Origin of the sequence: Meiothermus granaticius NBRC 107808, assembly GCF_003574355.1 — a bacterium.
GTDB lineage: Bacteria > Deinococcota > Deinococci > Deinococcales > Thermaceae > Meiothermus > Meiothermus granaticius.
Genome location: NZ_QWLB01000009.1, coordinates 49,228 through 68,319, shown reverse-complemented (window position 1 = coordinate 68,319; position 19,092 = coordinate 49,228). Strand labels below are relative to the sequence as shown.

The 19,092-nt window shown below is 61.9% G+C and carries 16 protein-coding genes; 12 read left to right on the top strand and 4 right to left on the bottom strand.

The annotated features are described in order from the left end of the window. The first annotated feature begins 199 nt into the window (after positions 1-199). On the top strand, positions 200-1,162 hold the full coding sequence (locus tag Mgrana_RS04800; protein ID WP_119356467.1) for an FTR1 family protein: 963 nt from the start codon (positions 200-202) through the stop codon (positions 1,160-1,162). A gap of 4 nt (positions 1,163-1,166) precedes the next feature. Here Mgrana_RS04800 and Mgrana_RS04795 read toward each other — a convergent pair whose 3' ends face one another. After that, complete coding sequence (locus Mgrana_RS04795; protein ID WP_206075053.1) at positions 1,167-1,988, bottom strand: undecaprenyl-diphosphate phosphatase; 822 nt, start codon at positions 1,986-1,988, stop codon at positions 1,167-1,169. A 103-nt stretch (positions 1,989-2,091) separates the two neighbouring features. Continuing rightward, positions 2,092-2,757, bottom strand: a complete 666-nt coding sequence (locus Mgrana_RS04790; protein ID WP_170146400.1) for a phosphatase PAP2 family protein — start codon at positions 2,755-2,757, stop codon at positions 2,092-2,094. 167 nt (positions 2,758-2,924) lie between these two features. Here Mgrana_RS04790 and Mgrana_RS04785 point away from each other — a divergent pair, with 167 nt between their 5' ends. The 3 genes from Mgrana_RS04785 (at position 2,925) to Mgrana_RS04775 (ending at position 5,365) form a co-directional block, all read left to right on the top strand. After that, positions 2,925-3,314 (top strand): PepSY domain-containing protein, encoded by a 390-nt coding sequence (locus Mgrana_RS04785; protein ID WP_119356487.1) that lies wholly within the window; start codon positions 2,925-2,927, stop codon positions 3,312-3,314. Between the two features lie 84 nt (positions 3,315-3,398). Continuing rightward, on the top strand, positions 3,399-4,055 hold the full coding sequence (locus Mgrana_RS04780) for a response regulator transcription factor (protein ID WP_119356465.1): 657 nt from the start codon (positions 3,399-3,401) through the stop codon (positions 4,053-4,055). After that, complete coding sequence (locus Mgrana_RS04775) at positions 4,052-5,365, top strand: sensor histidine kinase (RefSeq protein WP_119356464.1); 1,314 nt, start codon at positions 4,052-4,054, stop codon at positions 5,363-5,365. Before Mgrana_RS04780 ends, Mgrana_RS04775 begins: the two co-directional genes overlap by 4 nt. A gap of 303 nt (positions 5,366-5,668) precedes the next feature. Here Mgrana_RS04775 and Mgrana_RS04770 read toward each other — a convergent pair whose 3' ends face one another. Next, the gene (locus tag Mgrana_RS04770; RefSeq protein ID WP_119356463.1) at positions 5,669-6,475 is read right to left on the bottom strand and encodes an IS5 family transposase; all 807 of its coding nucleotides are present in this window, start codon (positions 6,473-6,475) and stop codon (positions 5,669-5,671) included. An 80-nt stretch (positions 6,476-6,555) separates the two neighbouring features. On the opposite strand from Mgrana_RS04770, the gene Mgrana_RS17225 reads away from it, so the two are divergent. Both Mgrana_RS17225 and Mgrana_RS04765 read left to right on the top strand, forming a co-directional pair. After that, positions 6,556-6,684 carry a hypothetical protein gene (locus Mgrana_RS17225; RefSeq protein ID WP_276309148.1) on the top strand — a complete coding sequence of 43 codons (129 nt, stop codon included), beginning with the start codon at positions 6,556-6,558 and terminating at the stop codon, positions 6,682-6,684. Between the two features lie 130 nt (positions 6,685-6,814). Further along, positions 6,815-7,351 carry a hypothetical protein gene (locus Mgrana_RS04765; RefSeq protein WP_119356462.1) on the top strand — a complete coding sequence of 179 codons (537 nt, stop codon included), beginning with the start codon at positions 6,815-6,817 and terminating at the stop codon, positions 7,349-7,351. Positions 7,352-7,481: 130 nt separating this feature from the next. Here Mgrana_RS04765 and Mgrana_RS04760 read toward each other — a convergent pair whose 3' ends face one another. After that, a complete protein-coding gene (locus Mgrana_RS04760; protein WP_240631254.1) occupies positions 7,482-8,075 on the bottom strand; it encodes a hypothetical protein in 594 nt (197 codons plus the stop codon). A gap of 508 nt (positions 8,076-8,583) precedes the next feature. Between Mgrana_RS04760 and Mgrana_RS04755 the strand changes: the two genes are divergently transcribed. The 6 genes from Mgrana_RS04755 (at position 8,584) to Mgrana_RS04730 (ending at position 19,088) form a co-directional block, all read left to right on the top strand. After that, positions 8,584-9,669: a DNA-methyltransferase gene (locus Mgrana_RS04755; RefSeq protein ID WP_119356461.1), complete on the top strand. Its 1,086-nt coding sequence runs from the start codon at positions 8,584-8,586 to the stop codon at positions 9,667-9,669. A 113-nt stretch (positions 9,670-9,782) separates the two neighbouring features. Further along, complete coding sequence (locus tag Mgrana_RS04750; RefSeq protein ID WP_170146399.1) at positions 9,783-14,156, top strand: bifunctional RecB family nuclease/DEAD/DEAH box helicase; 4,374 nt, start codon at positions 9,783-9,785, stop codon at positions 14,154-14,156. A gap of 274 nt (positions 14,157-14,430) precedes the next feature. Then, entirely contained in the window at positions 14,431-14,871 is a 441-nt protein-coding gene (locus tag Mgrana_RS17300; RefSeq protein WP_119356459.1) for a transposase, read from the top strand. A gap of 74 nt (positions 14,872-14,945) precedes the next feature. Beyond that, the gene (locus tag Mgrana_RS04740) at positions 14,946-15,194 is read left to right on the top strand and encodes a ribbon-helix-helix domain-containing protein (protein WP_119356458.1); all 249 of its coding nucleotides are present in this window, start codon (positions 14,946-14,948) and stop codon (positions 15,192-15,194) included. Then, positions 15,175-15,573, top strand: a complete 399-nt coding sequence (locus Mgrana_RS04735) for a type II toxin-antitoxin system VapC family toxin (protein ID WP_119356457.1) — start codon at positions 15,175-15,177, stop codon at positions 15,571-15,573. The genes Mgrana_RS04740 and Mgrana_RS04735 overlap by 20 nt, the downstream gene beginning before the upstream one ends. An 8-nt stretch (positions 15,574-15,581) precedes the next feature. After that, a complete protein-coding gene (locus tag Mgrana_RS04730; protein ID WP_119356456.1) occupies positions 15,582-19,088 on the top strand; it encodes a helicase-related protein in 3,507 nt (1,168 codons plus the stop codon). Positions 19,089-19,092: the final 4 nt, after the last annotated feature.

Here is a 19,092-nt window from a genome sequence, read left to right as displayed (position 1 = left end):
GCGCAAGACCTAATTCAGAGCATAGCCTAGCGGCCTTTGGTTCCTTGTGAGCATTGACGCTCCTACCGCTAAAGCAGTGGGCTTTCTGCGAACATTTTTGCAAAGGCCTCCTAAAACTGATTACAGTTACCATTAGCAATAGTTTATAAATCCGACTGGAATACTTGACTTTATAGCTGGGCGGGCTTACCATTCCGCTATGCAGCACGGGGTTCGTACCAGCCGATCTCTTCCCAGCACCCTTTTGCTCCTGGTTCTCTCGAGCGCAGTCATGGCTGTGCTGGTCTGGCAGGCCCTCACGGCCCATGGAAACCCTGATCCCACCGCGGCCAACCTCAGTCCGCTGGCCGCGATCGCCGATACCGGCATCCTGGTGTTTCGCGAGGGACTGGAGGCCATTCTGGTACTCTCGGCCCTCACGGCCAGCATGGTTCGCAGCGGCCAAAGCTACTGGAAGCCGGTAGGGGCGGGGGCGGCTCTGGCGGGTCTGGCCAGCCTGATCACCTGGTTTGTGGTGGTTGCGGTGATGGGCCAGATCAATGCCCCAGCCCTGCACGTTCAGGCGGCCACCGGGCTGCTGGCGATTGTGGTGCTGCTGATCATCATGAACTGGTTTTTTCACAAGGTCTACTGGACCGGTTGGATCGGGCTGCACAACCGCAAGAAGCGAGAGCTCACGGAGGCTCCGGTGCTCTCTCCGACCACCGTGTACCGAGGGCTGGCCCTGCTGGGCTTCACCGCAGTGTACCGCGAGGGCTTCGAGATCGTCTTATTTCTGCAGAGCCTGCGGCTGCGGATGGGCTCGGGGGTGGTGCTCGAGGGGGTCCTGATTGGCCTGGCCCTCACCGCGATGGCTGCGGTCATCACCTTCCTCTCCCACCACAAGCTTCCCTACAAGAAAATGCTGATCCTGACCGGGGTGATGCTCGGGGGAGTGCTCCTGGTGATGGTTGGGGAGAGCGTGCAGGAGTGCCAGCAGGCCGGCTGGCTGGCGACCACGCCGCTCCCGCTGGGCCTGCCGGCCTGGCTGGGGACCTGGTTCGCGGTGTTCCCCAACCTTCAGGGTCTGTTGGCCCAGGCCCTGGCAGGGGCCCTGGTGATTGGGTCCTATTTTGCCGCGGGAAGGCTGCAGCGCAGCCGCCGACCGGCGCAAGCCCGATGAAGGCCTAGCGCAATAGCACCCAGGCCAGTAGCCCTGCGGCGATGCAGTAATAGGCAAAAGGGTTGAGTTTGCCTACGTGAAAGTAACGCACCAGGAATGCGGTAGAGAAGTACGCGGCAAGGCCGGTGAGTATTCCGCCGAGCAAGGCCTGACCAAGATGGGCATGGTTGTGCAGCAGCTTGGGGATCTCCAGCACCCCCGCGGCCAGAATGATCGGGGTGGCCAGCAGGAAGGCGAAGCGGGCAGCCGCCTCATGCGAGAGCCCCACCGCCAGCCCGGCGGTCATGGTCAGGCCCGAGCGCGAGAGCCCCGGGATTAGGGCCCCGACCTGGGCGATGCCCACCAGCACTGCTTGCCCAAAGCTAAGGGCGCTCACCCGTCCCAGCTCGGCCTTGGCTGCACGGCGGCGCAGGGCCTCGCCCACCAGCAGGATCAGCCCGTTGACCACCAGGGCCCCGGCGACCAGCCGGGGTTCGTGGAACAGCCGATCGAAGGTGTTGCGGAAGAGGAGGCCCACCAGACCTGCCGGGACCGTACCAGCCAGGAGCAGCCAGGCCACCCGTCCCGGCGGGGTTGACCTTCCCTGCCATGAGGCCCAAAAGCCGCCGATCAGCTCGAGCCAGTCCCGCCAGAAGTAGAGGATCAGGGCTATCGCGGTCCCCAGGTGCAGCATCACCAAAAAGGGCAGCAGCTCGGGGGCCTTCTGGTCTAACGGCCAGCCCAGGAGCGCGGGGAGCAAGAGGGTGTGTCCCAGGCTGCTTACGGGGAACAGCTCGGTTACGCCCTGGAGCAGGGCCAGCATAACCAGTTCAAAAACGCTCAGCATAGATTTCCTCAGGTTTGGGTATTTTCCCTGTTTTGGGCTAGATGGGGTTACGGTACTTAAGCCATTTGCTTCCAGCTCTCCAGGCCTCCCGCGCGACCGCTGCTCACGGCCTCGCGGTTAGGCTGCGGCGGAAAACCAGCCCCAGCAGTGTTACCCAAGCCAAAGATGCCCCCCAGCTTGCCAACACGTCCGAGGGAAAGTGCACGCCCAGATAGAGCCTCGAGAAGCTCACCGCCAGGGCAAACGCACTCCCCAGGATCAGCACCGGCCAGCGGGCTCGAGTCGGCCAGGCCAGCACAATCAGCCCGGCCATCACCGCCACCCCCCCCATCGCGTGGCCGCTGGGGAAGCTGTAGTCGTGCTCAGGGGTGGGCGAGGGCCACAGGTCGGGGCGGACTCGGTGAAAAATCGCTTTGAGCAGCAGATTGCCCGCCTCGGCTCCCGCCGCCGCCAGGCCAAAAAACACCGCCTGATCCCAGCGCCGCCGCAGGGCCAGGTAGCCCAGCACCCCGATCACCAGCAGGAGCATCCCCAGGAACCCCCCGGCCTTGGTGATGGCGATCATCCCGCGGTCCAGGGCGGGGCTGGCCAGTCGGTGGATGCTCAGCAACAGGGAATTGTCCCAGGGCAGGGGTTGGTGCCGGGCTATCTCCCCGGCCAGCAGGGCGAATCCGAGCGTGGGCAGGACCAGCCCCAGGAGCCCAAGCCAGAAAATGGGCTGAAGAACCAGGGAGCGCACCTTAGGAGCGGGGGTGGAGGAGAGATTCATAGCCCAAAGGCTAGGGATAAAAGGTAAAAATCTGGCAAAGAACCCTCCGGCCTCCGCCGGCAGCGATGGCTGGGTTCCCACCGTTTTCTCAGGGGGCTCAACCTTCCCGCAAGGTAAGCCAGCTACCTTGGACTCGTCCGGGCGGAAGCCTGGCGAGGAGGAAAGAGATGAAACGATATGGGAAAGCGATTTTACTGGCGGCATTGGCCCTCTTGAGTTTGGCCGCGTTTGCCCAGCAAACCGGGCAGAGCGGCTCCCAGCACCCCAGCTATAGGGGCAGCATCCCGGTACAGGAGGGGCAGAACTACGCGTCCTTGGCCAAGGTCTCGATGGCCGATGCGGTCAAGGCGGCCCAGGCCGCCGTGGGGACCACCGCCGCTCCCACCAAGGTGCGCCTCGGCAATGAGAACGGTTATCTGGTTTGGGAGGTGGTGATTGCCGGGCAGGAGATCAAGATTGACGCCGGAAATGCGCAGGTATTGGACCGGGCCGCTCTTGGCGGAGCCGAGGAAAACGACGGTGAAAACGGGGGAGAGGGCCAAGGCGAGGACAACTGAACCCGTCCTGTAGGGCTGGCCCTGCCTCCAAAGGGCAGGGCTGGCTTTTACCATCGCTAAACCTTTTTGGGCCAGGCTGTTTTTATGCGCATTCTGCTGATTGAAGATGACCCCGAGGTGGGGATGCTGGTCAAGGAGACCCTCGAGGCCGAGCCTTACGCGGTGGACTGGGCCCAGGATGGCGCGGAGGGCCAGGGGCTGCTGGAGGGCTTTCCCTACGACCTGGTGGTGCTGGATGTGGGCCTGCCCCGGCGGGATGGCTTCAGCCTGCTGGAGCACCTGCGGGGGCGGGGGGACGGGCTTCCGGTGCTGATGCTGACCGCCCGCGACGGCCTGGACGACCGGGTGCGCGGCCTCGAGGCCGGGGCCGACGACTACCTGGTCAAGCCCTTTCACCTGCGCGAGCTGCGGGCGCGGGTACGGGCCCTGCTGCGCCGCTCCAGGGGGGTGGCCCAGAACCGGGTCGAGGTGGGGCGGCTCGCCCTCGACCTCAAGGCCAAACAGGCCTGGTGGAGCGGGACAGCGCTCGAGCTCTCCGCCAAGGAGTGGCTGATCCTGGAGTTCCTGGCCCTGCACCCTGGGGAGTTTTATCCCCGCGAGCTGCTGCTGGAGCACGTCTGGCCGGGTGAGGCCAGCATTGACCCGCGCAGCCTGGACCCCTACATCTCCCGCCTGCGCCAGAAGCTGGCCCCGGAGGCCATCGAGACCCAGCGCGGGCTGGGCTATAAATTGCTGGGATGAGCCTCCGCCTGCGCCTGACCCTCTTCTACACCCTGCTGGTGGCCGGGGTCTTGCTGCTGGCGGGGTTGGGGCTGCGCCTGGGCCTGGCCCGCATCCTGCAGGCCGAGCTGGATCAGCGCCTGCAGGAGGCCCTGATGCTGGCCCAGCCCTGGGTCAACAGCGACAACGGGCGGCTCGGGTTCAGCCAGGAGGGCGAACTCCTGCCGAAGCTCCCGCCCGATCTGGCCTTGCTGCTCTATGGGGCGCAGGGTCTGGCCGAGGGCCTGGGACGCACCCCCCACCCCCCACCCGCCCCACGGGTGGGGTGCTTCGCGGCAGCCGATTTTCGTTTCTGCGGAATCCGCGTAGACGGGGGGCTGTTGCTGGCCGGGCGGCCCCTGGCGGGCCTCGAGGCCAGCCTGCGGGCCCTCGAGCGCGTGCTGTTCTGGGTGTTTCCCGCGGCCCTGGGGCTGGCCCTGGCGCTGGGTTATTTCCTGGTGGGGCGGGCCCTCCGTCCGGTGCGCACCCTGACCCTGGCGGCGCGGGAGCGGGCCCAGAGCCAGAGCTGGAACCGCCCCCTGCCGCTGCCCGTGGCCCGCGACGAGCTCTTCACCCTGAGCCAGGCCTTCAACGCCCTGCTGGCGAGCCTGGGCCAGCTCATCGAAAACGAGCGCCGCTTCACCCAGGACGCCGCCCACGAGCTGCGCACCCCCCTGACGGTGCTCCTGGGGCGGCTCGAGCAGGCCCAGGATAAAAACCGCGACCCCCAGGTGGCCCAGGCCCTGGACTCGGCCTACCGCTCCACCCAGCGCCTCCTGGCCCTGGTGGAAAAGCTGCTGCAACTGGTTCGGGCCGAAGCCGGGCAGGGGCTGGCGCGGGAAAGGGTAGTCCTCAACGAGCTGGCTGCCGAAGTGGTCGAAGATCTTCTGCCCCTGTTCGCGGCCAAGGGGCTTGCGCTCCGGGTCAGCCTGCCCGAAAGGCCGCTCCTGGTCACCGGGGATCGGCTGGCCCTGGGGCTGGCCCTGCGCAACCTGCTGGAAAATGCCCTCAAGTTCACCCCGGCAGGCGAGGTAAGCGTGACCCTGCGCCAGATAGGGGCCGAGGCGCTGGTGGAGGTGGAGGACACCGGCGGCGGCATTCCCGAGGCCGCGCTCCCGCACCTGTTTGAGCGCTTCTACCAGGCCCAGGTGGAACACCGCCGCAGCGGGAGCGGCCTGGGGCTGGCCCTGGTGGCGGCCATTGCCCGCTGGCATGGGGGCCGGGTCGAGGCGGCCAATGGGCCCAGGGGGGCGCGGTTTAGCCTGCATCTCCCCCTCAAAAAATTAGGGTGATGCGCGGATGTTATACTCCCAAGAACTCCGAACAAAACACTGTGTAAAACAGGAAGATGGGCAAGCCATTGCTGAGAGATGGGTTGTGGAATCTGATCAATTCCTGTTGCCGCCTGATCCGCCGAAGGCCAAAGGTGGACCCCCCGCATATCGGATCGGCCGTTTATGACAGGCATTTTGTTCACCTTCTCGAGGTGTTTACCGCGCTGGGCAGCAGGAGGGGCAGAGAGGGGAAGGGCTTGCTTGGATTGTGCTTGCTGAATTCGTTGGGCTTTGAGCAGAACAGCGCCAACCTAGAGGGTGTTAGGCACATTGGGACATGAGATTGACGAAACGGGACAGGAGGAGGATGGCGAAAGCCAGGAAGTGCAGGCCCGCCAAGGTTTGTGGCAGACGTTCGTAATCTCTGGCAAGCCGTCGGAACCTTGCCACCCAGCCGAACGAACGCTCTACCACCCACCTTCTAGGTAGCAATACGAAGCCCTTCCGGACCTGGGGCAGTTTGACCACTTCCAGGTGGATACCTTGCGCTTGAGCATCCTGTCGGGCTCGCTCGCCGGTGTAGCCCGCATCCACGTAAGCCAGCTCGACGTTTTGCTGGGTGGCCTGCTGCACGGCCTGGGCCAACTCAGACATCTGAGCCCGGTCTTGCTCATTGGCTGAGGTGACATGTAACGCCAACAGGTGTCCTAGGGTGTCTACGGCCACATGCACCTTACTGCCCTTCCGACGTTTAGCGCCATCGTATCCCGCTCGCCCACCACTTTCAGGGCTGGATTGCAGGGTACGGCTGTCGAAGATGGCGGCGGAGGGTTGAGCACTCCTGCCTTCAGCCAACCGCAACAACACCCCCAGGTCCTGCACGATGGCCTCGAACACCCCCGCGGCCAGCCAGCGCTGGGTTTGCTGATAAACCACTTCCCAGGGCGGTAAATCCCCTGGCATCATCCTCCAAGTGGCTCCGGCACGGACTATCCAGCGCAAACCGTCAAACACCTCCCGCAAGGCGTATTCCCTTTGGGGTGCATCCTCGCGCATCAGCGTCAGGTAGGGGGCCATGAACATCCACTCCTCGTCGCTTACGTCGCTTGGATACCGCTTCCGGCTCATCTCTCCAGCTTAGCCCTAATGTTCATAACACCCTCTACTGTATTCCCCGGAAAAAGCCAGGGCCGGGAGGGAAGGGGGAGATGCGGGCTCGGCTGGTGGAGGAGTATCGCCAGACCGGGGCTTCCCTTCACAGCCTGGCAAGGAAGTACGGGGTGGGCGATGGGACGGCCTGGGGGTGGGTGAAGGGGCAGCGCAGCAAGCTGGGGTGATTCTCTGGCCGCAAAAACCTTCTGAGGGTCTGGGGGAGCGGCTGCTCTCGATGTTCTGTTACTTCCAAGAAAACGTAGTAGTGACAAATAACCCAACAAACTGGGATGAAGTCAATATGCTCTGGACACTATGGAGGGAGTTCGTTACACAGAAGATAAAGGGCAGCTTGTAAAGCTAGAGATTCTTAATGAGATTATTCTGCGAGTGGAGTTTACTTACATAAACAAGAAAACAATAAAAGATGTAGAGGGATTCGATTCGGAAGAAAACAATCAGAAACTCCAGGATTTTATCGAAAGAATCAAAGTCAAACTTGGCGTTTTGGAGGGGCTTGAGAGAGAGAAGGAAACCACGAAGATTTTATATGAAAAGCTAACCAAAATACCATTTATTTTCGATGCAACTTTTTACGAAGAAAAGCAGAGCAATGATGCTCGGATGTCGGTCGATTTGGACAATCTTCTCAAACCAACCATTGACTTGATCTTTGGTAACATCATGAAACTTGTCGATAATAAGAGTGAGAGTTCGAGCAAACCCAAAGACCTCAACAAATGTCCACTGAACGATTCACAAATCGTAGAACTTTCAGCAAAAAGATTCGTTACTGGCGATAAACCTCGCAAAGCTATTGTACAGGTGAAACCGTTTTTTGATGAGACCTGAAGGCTGATGCCTACCGCTGACTTCTAAAGCATAGTGACCCCATGCCTGCGCTGGAGTGAATCTGCAAACAGGCTGTTGAGCGGCATGACCTCGAGGCCCTGAAGGCTCTCCTCCCCGAGTTTCCTCCACATCATCCCTTCAGAAGTGACTGTGCTTGACCCGTTGGCACATAACCCGAGCTGTCCTTCACCAATAGCCCCATTCGTTCTAGCTTCTTGAGCCTGTCGCCGGCACTGCTCTTAGCGATTCCCAGCGCACGGCTGATCCCCGAGGGGCCAACCGGCCCCAATGTGGCCAGCCGAAGCACTTCCTTGTCGCTCTCGGAAAGCAATAGTGTGGGTTCCTGTCCTGCTTCGTCCTCTGCCAGTTGCGAAGCCTCCGGTAAGGGTTCGCTCCTCGGTGGAACCTTGGCCGCGACTGCCCGCACCGACTGCCTCACCTGGCTGATTTTGGTCTCCACTTCTTCCGCAGCAAGCAACGTTTCGAAAACGTACTGAGAGCCCTCCTTCATAGGCTCTGTTTGAATAGGTTCTGCCTGCACCCTGACTCCGGGCTTCTCTTTTGCAGGTGAATCCTCGTTCGCAGAGGGAGCGTTCACGGCCCATAGCCTTTCCAGCCGGGCTTCGTACATGCTGGAGAGGTTACCCCAGAAGACCACGAAAGCCCCGATGAGGCTGCCCCAGAAAGCCCAGGGGGATTGAATCACCACGTAGGAGAAGCTCATGTAGAAAGTCGCAACCTCCACCGCCACTGCCAGCGCCCATGAGGCCCGCACCCCCTGGGCCTCGTAGCCCCGGTAGTAGTGGCGCAGGTGCGCCCGACAACGGGCAGGCCCAGGGCCGCGATAACCGAGAGTAAGGCCGCTCTCCAGTGCATGACATCATGTTACAGAGCATGTGGAATATAGTGTAGTTTCCTCTTCCGAGGAAATATGGCAGGGTTACCTTGCCAAAACTCCCAACATTCCCAACACTTCCTTCCTCCGAGGAAAACTACCGCGCAGTGCGGTCCATCCGGGTGTAGCGGCGTAGCCTGTCCCGCCAGGGAATTGTCCCCCGAGTACACGGGCTCTGCCCGTCCCGAAAGGGGATTGTCCATTTGCCCCCGTTCGTCGAGAGAAGGGGAATGGTAGGGGCAATAGTTCGCACAAGCCCTCCTCCGAGCCATTTGGGTTTTTGATCTGCCGCCGCCCCTCTCGACGAGAGGACGGGATAGATATAAACTCTGATTCGATGGGAGCAGGTTTGAGAAAAACATCCCCCACGCCTAACCCACTCAGGCAAAGCGAAACGACATTCTTGGTTGGAGATGCTCGAGACCTCTCTGCGCTCGAGGAAAACAGCATTGATCTGATCATCACCTCGCCCCCTTACTGGAAAAAAATCGACTATCTACATCCCAAACAAATAGGCCAGGAGGCAACCCCAAAAGGCTATATACGCAGCCTTATGGCCTGTCTCAAGCAGTGGGAACGGGTACTCAAGCCGCATGGATCGGCTTTTGTAAACATCGCAGATACATATGTTAACCGCGACCTGGCTGGGATACCCGAGCGGTTCATGCTGGCCGCGCAGGATCACGGCTGGCTTATCCAGCACCGAATCGTTTGGGTGAAGTCGTATGGTATTCCCGAGTCAAAGCCTTATCGATTGGCTAACCGATACGAGTTTATCTACCACCTTTCAAGGAAGCGGGAAATCTATACCAACCTGTACGGTTACGCCGCGAAATTCGGCAATGGATTTAACCCGGGTAATGTCTGGAAGCTCCGTGCAGAGCGTTCGAAGGATCCGCATTTAGCTCCGTTCCCAGATGAGTTAGTAGAACGCGTGCTCACATTTGCCGCCCCTGAAAGGGTCTGCCCTCAATGCGGTAAGCCGCACCTGCCGATAGTTGAACGCACAGCGCGTTTAAATCCAGATAGGCCTCAAGCCATCCGGGCCATGCAACTCTTCGAGGAATCAAATCTCACTGCCGAGCACCTCGCCGCGATCCGGGCCGTGGGCTTGGGGGATGCCGGGAAAGCCAGGAAAATTCAAGGAGATGAAAAAAATGCCCGAGAGGTGTTGCGCCTGGCGAACGAAGCAAAAGTGGTGCTGGGCGGTTATTTCCGCGAGTTCACTTTTCCGATGAAGGCCCAGACTGGATGGGAGACTTGCGGCTGCCCCGCCGAACCCGTCCCCGCCACAATTCTTGACCCCTTTGCCGGGAGCGGCACCACGTTAAAGGTAGCGAGGAAATTGGGCTTCCGCGCCCTTGGATTAGACCTGGTGGATTACAGTGCTCCAGCTCTTAAAAGGGTTGGTTCCACGGCCTGATAGCCGCTCTTGCACTGGATTGAGAGTCAGTGTGGCAGTTTTGCCAGACTGGTTCATTTGGCCTTCAATGCGCCGTTATGCTTGATATTCTTATGATCACTTGGAGAAAAACTATGCCCGAGCTGAAAAAGAAGAGTATCTCTCTGTACCTTAAGTCCGACTGCGAGCGCCGGTTCAGGTTGTCTATGTACGGCGATGCCGAGCTGAAAAAACACAGCCTCCCCCCTAGACAGACGGCCAGGGCAGGCCTCACCTACCTCTCGATGGCAGGCGACACCTGGCAGGATCTTAAGGTGTCGGAGGTACAAAACCTGTTCGGTGCAGGGAAGGTCTTCGTCAACTCGCCTAAACCCGGCAAACTGCGACCCGAACCCACGTTGCTAGAATCGGTCATGGATAAACTCCAGTCCTTTAACTTCGTGGTCGAGGCGAAATATGGTGTCCCTGCTGCCTTCCGGGCCACATACAATCTGGGCGGGCTTACTGACGAGTTCGGAAACCCGCTAATCTCCAACGGTACGGTAATCCCCGACCTGTTACAGGTGCTGCCGCCGGGATTCGTCCCCCCATCAGGCAAGGTGTGGCAGGCTGTGGACGAGCAGGGCAACCTGACCGACCTGCCCCCAACCGACGAGCGCCTCCGCCTGCGAGTCATTGACCTTAAGCTCACCGCAGAGCCAGGGGCCAACTACTTCGCCGAGGTAGTGCACTACTCGCTGATCCTAGCTGCCTGGCTCAAAGAGCGGGGTTACGACGATCGGTTCGTGGTGGTGGCGGCAGGTGCGGTTTGGCCCGGAAGCCACGATGCCTCCAAACTTGCCCAAAAAGCCAAGGCGCGGCTAGCCGGGGCTTTGATAACTGATGCTGACCTAGCGACGGCGCTCGAAGAGGATCTCGAGACTGCCGAGTACAGTGTATTCATCCCCAGGTTGCGCCGCCTGCTCACTAAAGACCTGCCCCGTGTCCTCCGAACCCCCTGGCAGAACTTGCAATGGCATGTTGACTACCGCTGCCTGGGCTGCGAGTTCCTGGGCTACCCTTGGAAAGACAGCGAAGGTAAACCTACCGAACACGAACTGCACTGCTGGCAGGTTGCACAGCAGAACGATCATCTAAGCCGCGTACCGGGTCTGACCAAGGGCAGCGCGGCGGTGCTGCAGAGGCGTGTACAAACGGTGAGTGATCTGGCAACCCTGCCCCCCTCGGATCCCGCGTTCAGCCAAAGCTCAAACCAGGGCTTGAAGGCCCGCAGTGCCGTGATCACCGCCCGCGCTCAGGCCCTGGTGAAGAGCGCCGCCACCACCATCCCCAATAGCGGCACCTCGGCAGTGATGCCCCCATGGGCCGACCTAAAAATCTGGATCAATCTAGACTTCGACCCCAGCAGTGCGATCACAGCGGTCATGTCATTACGAGCTTGGTGGATGGAGCCCGACTACAAACCTAACCAGGAGAAGAAGAAAAAGACTCAGCGGGACAGGCGGCGTTGGGGAGACGCCTCGCACCGCCTGGTGTACGTGGTGGATCAGCGCTCGGTGGACAGCGAGCGCCGGGAGTTCCTACGCTTCCTTGAGCAATTAAAGGCAATCATGGACGAGGTGCGGGCCTTGGACAAGAAAAGAGCTGCTTCAGACCGCACCGGCCTCGAGCAGGGTAGCTCTTACCAGATCTACCTCTGGGATGAGGCCCAACTGCGCCAACTGATCCGCATGGTGGGTCGCCACCTGCCTGCAATCGTAGCCAACCCTAATTTACGTGATCTGGCTTGGCTCTTCCCTTCACCCGAACTATTAGCGCATCCCGAGGACGCCACCCGGAGGTCGCCAATAACCCTGGTCGCGGATGCCGTGGAGAGCCACGTGGCGGTTCCGCAGCCACACCACTACACCTTAACGGGTGTGGTCACTAGCTATCATCCCCGCCTCGCAAAATTCATCCCTAAGTTTGACCCGCACTACCAGGATCCCTTGAGCAACCTGATTCCCGCAGAACGCATTCACGAATACTGGGGACGTTCGGATAACTGGTCAAATAAGCAACGGCGCCTCGAGGAAACTAGTCTTCGCAAGACCTATGCACTGGCGCTGATCTCTAACCGTCTGGAGCAAGACCTACGCCCGACCCTAGCTAAAGAGGCAGCCCCACCACTAAGTTTTAACTATGAGCAACCTCTCAAAGGAGTCAGTTTGGAGGGCCAGCTCTGGTATCAATATCATCGGCTCAACGCGGCCAGTGAAGAACTCGAGGCGCAAGTCACCTACGCGATGGCCGCGCATGAGCGCGAAGCGCGGCTCAAGTCGGCCCACCTCACCCAGCGCATAGACGACCCTGCCGGACGGAGCCGCGCCCTAAAACACCTAAACGCTGCAGCGGGCACCCAGCTATTCGACACCCAGGATCTGCTTATCTATGAGCTTTCACCATCCTCAGCCGAGGTGAACATCAGAGAAAACGCTGTCGGACTGGCGCTCTCTCCCCGCAATGACCCGACCTTTCTCCACCGCATAGCCACACCGCATATCTTTTCTGGCCTAGAGACTTACACCTCCGGCGATCAGCAGTTTCGCTCGGTGGCGGAAGCGGATCTGACCAAAGTCTCCCTCGAGGCCATAGATAGGCAAAATCTGTTGATCGCACTGCGCCTAGACGCGAGAGCCAAGGTTCTCAAGCTCGAGAGCGTGAGCGGAGTGGACTTTAGGCAGCACGTGATGCTCGATCAGATGTACACGGACAGCCTGTCCAAAAAACTCAAGTTGACGATTAGGGCCATCGGCAAGCCTCCCGGCTGGCCGAACAACATGGTAATTACGCGGAGCCTACCCGCCGCCCCGACCCCTCCTGCCACGGGAGGTGGAAGAGCCCCTAAAGTTGCTTGGGACTATTTGTACTACAGTCTCCACACCTACCAAAAGACCCTTCCAATCAACACCGCTGCGCTCCAAACTCAGCTTGAACACAGCGGGGTGATGCTGAACCCCTCTCAGTGGAGCGCGTGGCGTGAAGCCCTAAAGCGTCGCCTGTCGGTCATTTGGGGGCCGCCCGGAACCGGCAAGAGCCAGACGCTGCGGGCGGTGGTGCTGGGCGCGGTGTTGGATGCTCAGAGTTCGAACCGCCCGCTCAGGGTACTGGTCACTGCCAACACCTACACTGCCGTGGACAATGTGCTGCTCAGGCTCGAAGAGCATTACCGAAGCAATCCCACCCCACCCAGCTTATTCCGCGTCCAATCAAAATTCCGCGCCCCTGACGCTAGCCTTGCAGCGCACACTGCCTTGGTTAACATACCTCTCGATGTCCGCAATCCAGGGGCCGATGTTAATCGATTGCAACACCTTCTGCACAACCCCGCTGGTGTCCTAATCTTGGGAACGACCCCCCAGCAACTCCATAACTTGGCTTACGCAGGTGCAACGTCAAGTGCTCAAAGCCATGCCGTACGCGAGTGGTTTGATCTGGTGATCATCGACGAAGCCTCTCAGATGGACGTGGCGATGAGTACCCTGATCTTCAGCAAGGTGGCTCAAGACGGGAGAGTGGTGCTTGCAGGGGATAACCTTCAGCTCCCACCCATCCACCCTGCTGACCCCCCGAAAGACCTCGAGGTCAAGGTGGGTTCGTTGTACGAGTTCATGACCTTGGACCAGGGCATCCAGGCAACCTCGCTGGACATCAATTACCGCTCTAACAAAACCATTGTGGATTTCGTCCGGCTGGCAGGCTATTCCCCTAGCCTTGTGAGTCACTCACCTCAACTTCGCCTTCACCTACCGGGCGGCCTCCCGACCTCGCAACCCCCTAACTGGCCGTCAACCGTCCGTTGGTCCTCCGCGTGGGGTGAGCTGCTCAATCCCGAAAGGCCGGTCACCTGCTTCGTCTATGAGGACTTTGAGAGCGGGCAATCCAACGAGTTCGAGGCCCAGACCGTCACCGCGCTCATAGCCCTGTTGCAAGGCAACCTAGCCGAGAAGCCACTTGGGTTGAGGGATGCGAGTGGAAACCCGACGATACCCGCAACAACCCCTTATTCGCCCGACAGGTTTTGGGAGCACGGGGTCGGCATCGTTACACCGCATCGGGCTCAGGTAAGTAAGATCGCAGAGCACCTCATTCGGAACTTTGCTGGTTCAGTAGCCCATCGGGTGATCCGCTCAGCGGTGGACACGGTGGAGCGGTTCCAGGGGCAGGAGCGCGACGTGATCATTGCCTCCTTCGGGTTGGGCGACCCCGACGTGATCCAGCTCGAGGACGAGTTCCTCTACAGCCTTAACCGGTTCAACGTGATGGCCTCAAGGGCACGGTGCAAGCTCATTGTGCTAATAACCCAGAGCCTGCTAGATTACCTTTCCGACGACCAGGATGTTTTGAGGGAATCCGCGCTGCTAAAGCGCTTTGCGGAAGATTACTGCCACAATGTCCGAAAGTTGAATCTTCCAGTGCTAATTGGGGGAAAACTGATGACTCGTGAGGGTGAATTGAGGGATCTGTGATTGAGGTCTGGGGAAGGCTGAAACGAGACATGCAGTTAATCTGGGGTAGCTCCTCACTACTGTGTAACTTCAGAGAAATTTGGTATACCGTTGGCGAAACCCAAAACTATGGCCGTGCTGCAGTCTGCATTGTGGCTAAGATCCCATGGTCAGGCCGGTGCTGGGACCTCTAGTCATACGGACTTTACTGGGTTTTAGGCGTGTCTTGCTCACGGCCCTGCCGGGGTTCCTTTGGCGGGGGCAAGGGCGGGCCTGAAAGGAGAACCAGGCGGCCTTGAAAGACTGGGGCGAGTTTCTGCTGAGGTATCCCGCAGAGGAGGTTCACCGCTACCACGAGGTGCGCAGCGGTGTGCTGTGGGTCTGGCAGGCCCGCCGAATCACACAGTTGCCGCCGGAGGAGGAAGCGTCCTTCCCGGGACTAAAGCAAATCGTGGCCATCCATCGCCACAAGATGCATAAACGTAGCGGTGCTGTTTCCCAGGAGACCGATCTCTACCTCACCAGTCTGTCGCCAGAGCAGGCCAATGCCGCTACCCTGGCGCACCTCAGCCGGGGTCACTGGGCCATCGAGAACCGGCTGCACCACAAGCGGGATGTGGCGCTAGGAGAGGATGCCTGTCGTACCGGTAAAGGCGCCCAGGCTCTGGCTGCCCTGCGCAACCTTCGTTGCTTCACCATCCATCCTATGCCCCTGTATCGGTGGTTATCGGGGTAGGGGTGTATATGATAAGAGCCTGGCTGCTCTCCATCATGTGCATGCATGCTTCCTTATCATGCTAAAATGATGGCATGACGCGCACCCAGATCCAACTTACTGAAGATCAGATACGCCGGGTCAGAGCACTTGCCCAAAAGGAGAGGGTGTCCATTGCGGAGGTCATTCGGCGGGCGGTGGTTCGGATTCTCGAGGAGAGCGACCAGGAACAGCGGTGGCGCAAAGAAAGGGCCCTGGGCGCGGTAGGCCGTTTTGCCTCGGGACTGACTGATGTCAGCCGCAGGCACGACACCTACCTGGAGGATGATTTTGATCCTCGTTGATACTTCTGCCCTGTACGCTCTGCTGGACCGAGATGATGAAAACCATCCGGCAGCACGCCGAATTTGGGCTGGCCTGCTGGCTGAAGACGAAATGCTCACAACCCATCTTTATGTGGTGGTGGAGGCCAATGCCCTGGCCCAGCGGCGGTTGGGCCTCGAGGCGGTACGAGTGCTCAATGAGGAATTGCTGGCGGTGGTGGACTTGCACCCCGTGGAACGGGGTCTTCATGAGCGTGCTGTGGCCACGTTGCTTGTGGCAGGGCGAAGGGATGTAAGCCTGGTGGACTGGACGAGCTTCCTACTCATGCGAGAGCTGGGCATCCATCGGGCCTTCGCCTTTGATCAACACTTTGTGGAGCAGGGTTTTGTAGTGCTGTAGGCGGTTTCATGCTCAGGCTACAGGAGGTAACCCGCGGCTCGAGGGTGCTGGGCATCGTGCCCGGGCAAGCGGTGCTGGTGCTGGATGCCCGCAGCTTTGGCGGGGGCCATGCCCTGGAGGTCACCTACCGCACCGACACCGGCTTGACCGAGAGCGTGGTGCTCTACCCGCACCAGGAGCCCCTGCTGAGCCTCGAGTCGCAGGGGCGGGCCTGGGACGCCCATCTGGATGGGGGCCGCCTGCAACTGGCCGCCGAGGCCCACCGCATCCGCCTGGCGCACCTCTTCGACCCCCGGCTGGCCGTACACATCTCCAGCGTGGAGCCGCTGCCGCACCAGATCACCGCGGTCTACGAGGAGATGCTGCCCCGGCAGCCGCTGCGCTTTCTGCTGGCCGACGACCCCGGCGCGGGCAAGACCATCATGACCGGGCTCCTGATGCGCGAGTTGATGGCCCGGGGTGACCTGCGGCGAGCCCTGGTGGTGGCCCCGGGCAGCCTGGTCGAGCAGTGGCAGGATGAGCTGTTTGGCCGCTTCCACCTGGCCTTCGAGATCATGACCAACGACAAGCTGGAAGCCGCCGTGAGCGGCAACTGGCTGGCCGAGACCCCGCGGGTGATTGCCCGCCTGGACAAGCTCTCGCGCGACGAGGCCCTGCAGCGCCGCCTCGAGCAGACCGAGTGGGACCTGATTGTAGTGGACGAGGCCCACAAGATGTCGGCCACCTACTTTGGGGCCGAGGTCAAGTACACCAAACGTTACCATCTGGGCCGCCTGCTGGGCCGCCTGACCCGGCACCTGCTCCTGCTCACGGCCACCCCCCACAACGGACGGCCCGAGGACTTCCAGCTCTTCATGGCCCTGCTGGACCCTGACCGCTTTGAGGGGCGGCCCCGCACGGGCGAGACCCCCCAGGTTGCCGACCTGATGCGCCGCCTGACCAAGGAGCAGCTCCTGCGCTTCGACGGGCGGCGGCTCTTCCCCGAGCGGATGGCCTACGCCGTGCCCTACACCCTCTCCGAGCCGGAAGCCCACCTCTACCACGAGGTGAGCGAGTATGTGCGGCAGGAGTTCAACCGGGCCGAGGCCCTGGATAGCGGCTCGCGCGGTACGGTGGGCTTTGCCCTCACGGTGCTGCAGCGGCGGCTGGCCTCGAGCCCCGAGGCCATCTACCGGTCGCTTTTCCGGCGGCGGGAGCGTCTGGAGCGCCGCCTCGAGGCCGAGCGCAGCCAGCACCCCAGGCGCCCCCAGCTCACCCCCCTTGAGCTTCCCCTGGAAGTCCCCGAGGATGACGACGACCCGAGCGAGGAGGAGCGCTTCCAGACCGAGGATACCCTGGCCGACCAGGCCACCGCGGCCCGCACCATCGCCGAGCTCGAGGCCGAGATCCTCACCCTGAAGCGGCTGGAGGCCCTGGCCCTGGAGGTGCGCCGCTCCGGGCGCGACCGCAAATGGGAGGAGCTCTCCGGGCTGTTGCAGGACCGCCCCGAGATGTTTCACCCCGGCGGTGCGCGGCGCAAGCTGGTGATCTTTACCGAGCACCGCGACACCCTGCACTACCTGTACGAGCGCATTGTGGGGTTGCTGGGCCGGCCCGAGGCGGTGGTGGCCATCCATGGGGCCCTCTCGCGCGAGGCCCGCCGGGCGGCCCAGGAGGCCTTCACCGGCGACCCCGAGGTGGTGGTGCTGATCGCCACCGATGCCGCCGGTGAGGGCATCAACCTGCAGCGGGCCCACCTGATGGTCAACTACGACCTGCCCTGGAACCCCAACCGCCTCGAGCAGCGCTTCGGGCGCATCCACCGCATCGGCCAGACCGAGGTCTGCCACCTGTGGAACCTGATCGCCCAGGACACCCGCGAGGGCGAAGTGTTCGAGCGGCTCTTCGAGAAGCTCGAGCGGGCCCGCAAGGCCCTGGGGGGCCAGGTGTTCGATGTGCTGGGGCGGTTGAGCTTTGGCAACCGCCCCCTGCGCGACCTGCTGATCGAGGCCATCCGCTACGGCAACCAGCCCGAGCGGCGGGCCTGGCTCGAGCAGGTGGTGGACAGCGCCCTCGACCGCGAGCGGCTGCAGGCCCTGCTCGAGGAGCGCGCCCTGGCCCGCGACAGCCTGAACCTGAGCCAGGTGCAGCGCATCCGGGCCGAGATGGAGCGGGCCGAGGCCCGGCGTTTGCAGCCCTTCTACATCGGGCAGTTTTTCCTGCGGGCCTTCCGGCAGCTCGGGGGCAGCGTGTACGAGCGGGAGAGCGGGCGCTACGAGATCCGCCATGTGCCCCAGCGCCTGCGCGAGCGAGCCCTGCAGATGGGGAGCCGCATCCCCCTTCTGGAGCGCTACGAGCGCATCACCTTCGACAAGGCCCGGGTGCAGCAGGAGGGCCGTCCCCCGGCCCAGTGGGTCACGCCGGGGCATCCGCTGCTGGACGTGGTGGGGCAGATGGTGCTGGAGCGCGACGGGGAGCTGTTGCGCCAGGGCGGGGTGCTGGTGGACGAGGCCGACCTGGGCCAGACCCCAAGGGCCCTGTATGCCCTCGAGCACGTGGTGGAGGACGGGCGCCGGGACGCCGCGGGCCAGCGCCGGATCCTCTCCAGGCAGCTTCACTTCATCGAGATTCCCCTGGGCGGGAAGCCCCAGCCTGCCGGGTATGCCCCTTACCTGGACTACCGCCCCTTGTCCGAAGACGAGCGCCCCGCTGTGGCCGCCTGGCTGGCCCAGCACCCCGCCTATAGCCCCGAGACCAGCGCCGCTCAGGCCACCGAGTACGCCATCCTGGAGCTGATGCCAGCCCATTTTCAGGAAGTGCAGGGGCGCCAGGCCGAGCAGATCCGGCGCACCCGGGCGGCGGTCCGCGAGCGGCTGACCCGCGAGATTGCCTACTGGGACGCCAGGGCCAACGAGCTGCGGGCTCTGGAGGAGGCGGGCAAAAAGCCCCGGCTCAACTCCAAAAAGGCCCGCGACCGGGCCGACGACCTCGAGGCCCGCCTCAAGGCCCGCCTGGCCGAACTGGAGGAGGAGGGCCAGCTCTCCCAGCGGCCCCCGCTGCTGGTGGCCGAGATGCTGGTTCTACCCCGGGGCCTGTTGCTGGAGCTCACCGGGCAGCTCCCCTCCGAGGCCGACCGGCTGGCTCGGGAAACCGCCCAGATGGAGCGCCGGGCCATGCAGGTGGTGATGGAGCACGAGCGCCGCCTGGGCCACCTCCCCCGCGATGTGAGCCACCTCAAGCTGGGCTACGACATCGAGAGCGAGGTGCTCGAGGGCCCTTCCAAGGGCCGGCTGCGCTTCATCGAGGTGAAGGGCCGCGTAGCCGGGGCCGAGACCGTGACCGTCACCCACAACGAGATCCTCACCGGGCTCAACAAGGCCGAGCAGTTCATCCTGGCCCTGGTGCTGGTGGACGGCGAGGGGCACGAGCTGCACTACCTGCCCCGGCCCTTCAGCCGCGAGCCCGACCCCGGCCTGGCCAGCGCCAACTACAAGCTTCGGGATCTGCTGGCCCGGGCGGTGCGCCAGGGTAGTTGAGCAA

What these genes read in the sequence shown, in the direction of transcription:
- Mgrana_RS04765 (WP_119356462.1), top strand. Translation starts at nt 6,815, where the DNA reads ATGGAGGGAGTTCGTTACACAGAAGATAAAGGGCAGCTTGTAAAGCTA.
- Mgrana_RS04740 (WP_119356458.1), top strand. Translation starts at nt 14,946, where the DNA reads ATGACGCGCACCCAGATCCAACTTACTGAAGATCAGATACGCCGGGTC.
- Mgrana_RS04785 (WP_119356487.1), top strand. Translation starts at nt 2,925, where the DNA reads ATGAAACGATATGGGAAAGCGATTTTACTGGCGGCATTGGCCCTCTTG.
- Mgrana_RS04800 (WP_119356467.1), top strand. Translation starts at nt 200, where the DNA reads ATGCAGCACGGGGTTCGTACCAGCCGATCTCTTCCCAGCACCCTTTTG.
- Mgrana_RS04790 (WP_170146400.1), bottom strand. Translation starts at nt 2,757, where the DNA reads ATGAATCTCTCCTCCACCCCCGCTCCTAAGGTGCGCTCCCTGGTTCTT.
- Mgrana_RS04775 (WP_119356464.1), top strand. Translation starts at nt 4,052, where the DNA reads ATGAGCCTCCGCCTGCGCCTGACCCTCTTCTACACCCTGCTGGTGGCC.
- Mgrana_RS04770 (WP_119356463.1), bottom strand. Translation starts at nt 6,475, where the DNA reads ATGAGCCGGAAGCGGTATCCAAGCGACGTAAGCGACGAGGAGTGGATG.
- Mgrana_RS04795 (WP_206075053.1), bottom strand. Translation starts at nt 1,988, where the DNA reads ATGCTGAGCGTTTTTGAACTGGTTATGCTGGCCCTGCTCCAGGGCGTA.
- Mgrana_RS04760 (WP_240631254.1), bottom strand. Translation starts at nt 8,075, where the DNA reads ATGAGCTTCTCCTACGTGGTGATTCAATCCCCCTGGGCTTTCTGGGGC.
- Mgrana_RS04750 (WP_170146399.1), top strand. Translation starts at nt 9,783, where the DNA reads ATGCCCGAGCTGAAAAAGAAGAGTATCTCTCTGTACCTTAAGTCCGAC.
- Mgrana_RS17225 (WP_276309148.1), top strand. Translation starts at nt 6,556, where the DNA reads ATGCGGGCTCGGCTGGTGGAGGAGTATCGCCAGACCGGGGCTTCCCTT.
- Mgrana_RS04735 (WP_119356457.1), top strand. Translation starts at nt 15,175, where the DNA reads ATGATTTTGATCCTCGTTGATACTTCTGCCCTGTACGCTCTGCTGGAC.
- Mgrana_RS04755 (WP_119356461.1), top strand. Translation starts at nt 8,584, where the DNA reads ATGGGAGCAGGTTTGAGAAAAACATCCCCCACGCCTAACCCACTCAGG.
- Mgrana_RS04780 (WP_119356465.1), top strand. Translation starts at nt 3,399, where the DNA reads ATGCGCATTCTGCTGATTGAAGATGACCCCGAGGTGGGGATGCTGGTC.
- Mgrana_RS04730 (WP_119356456.1), top strand. Translation starts at nt 15,582, where the DNA reads ATGCTCAGGCTACAGGAGGTAACCCGCGGCTCGAGGGTGCTGGGCATC.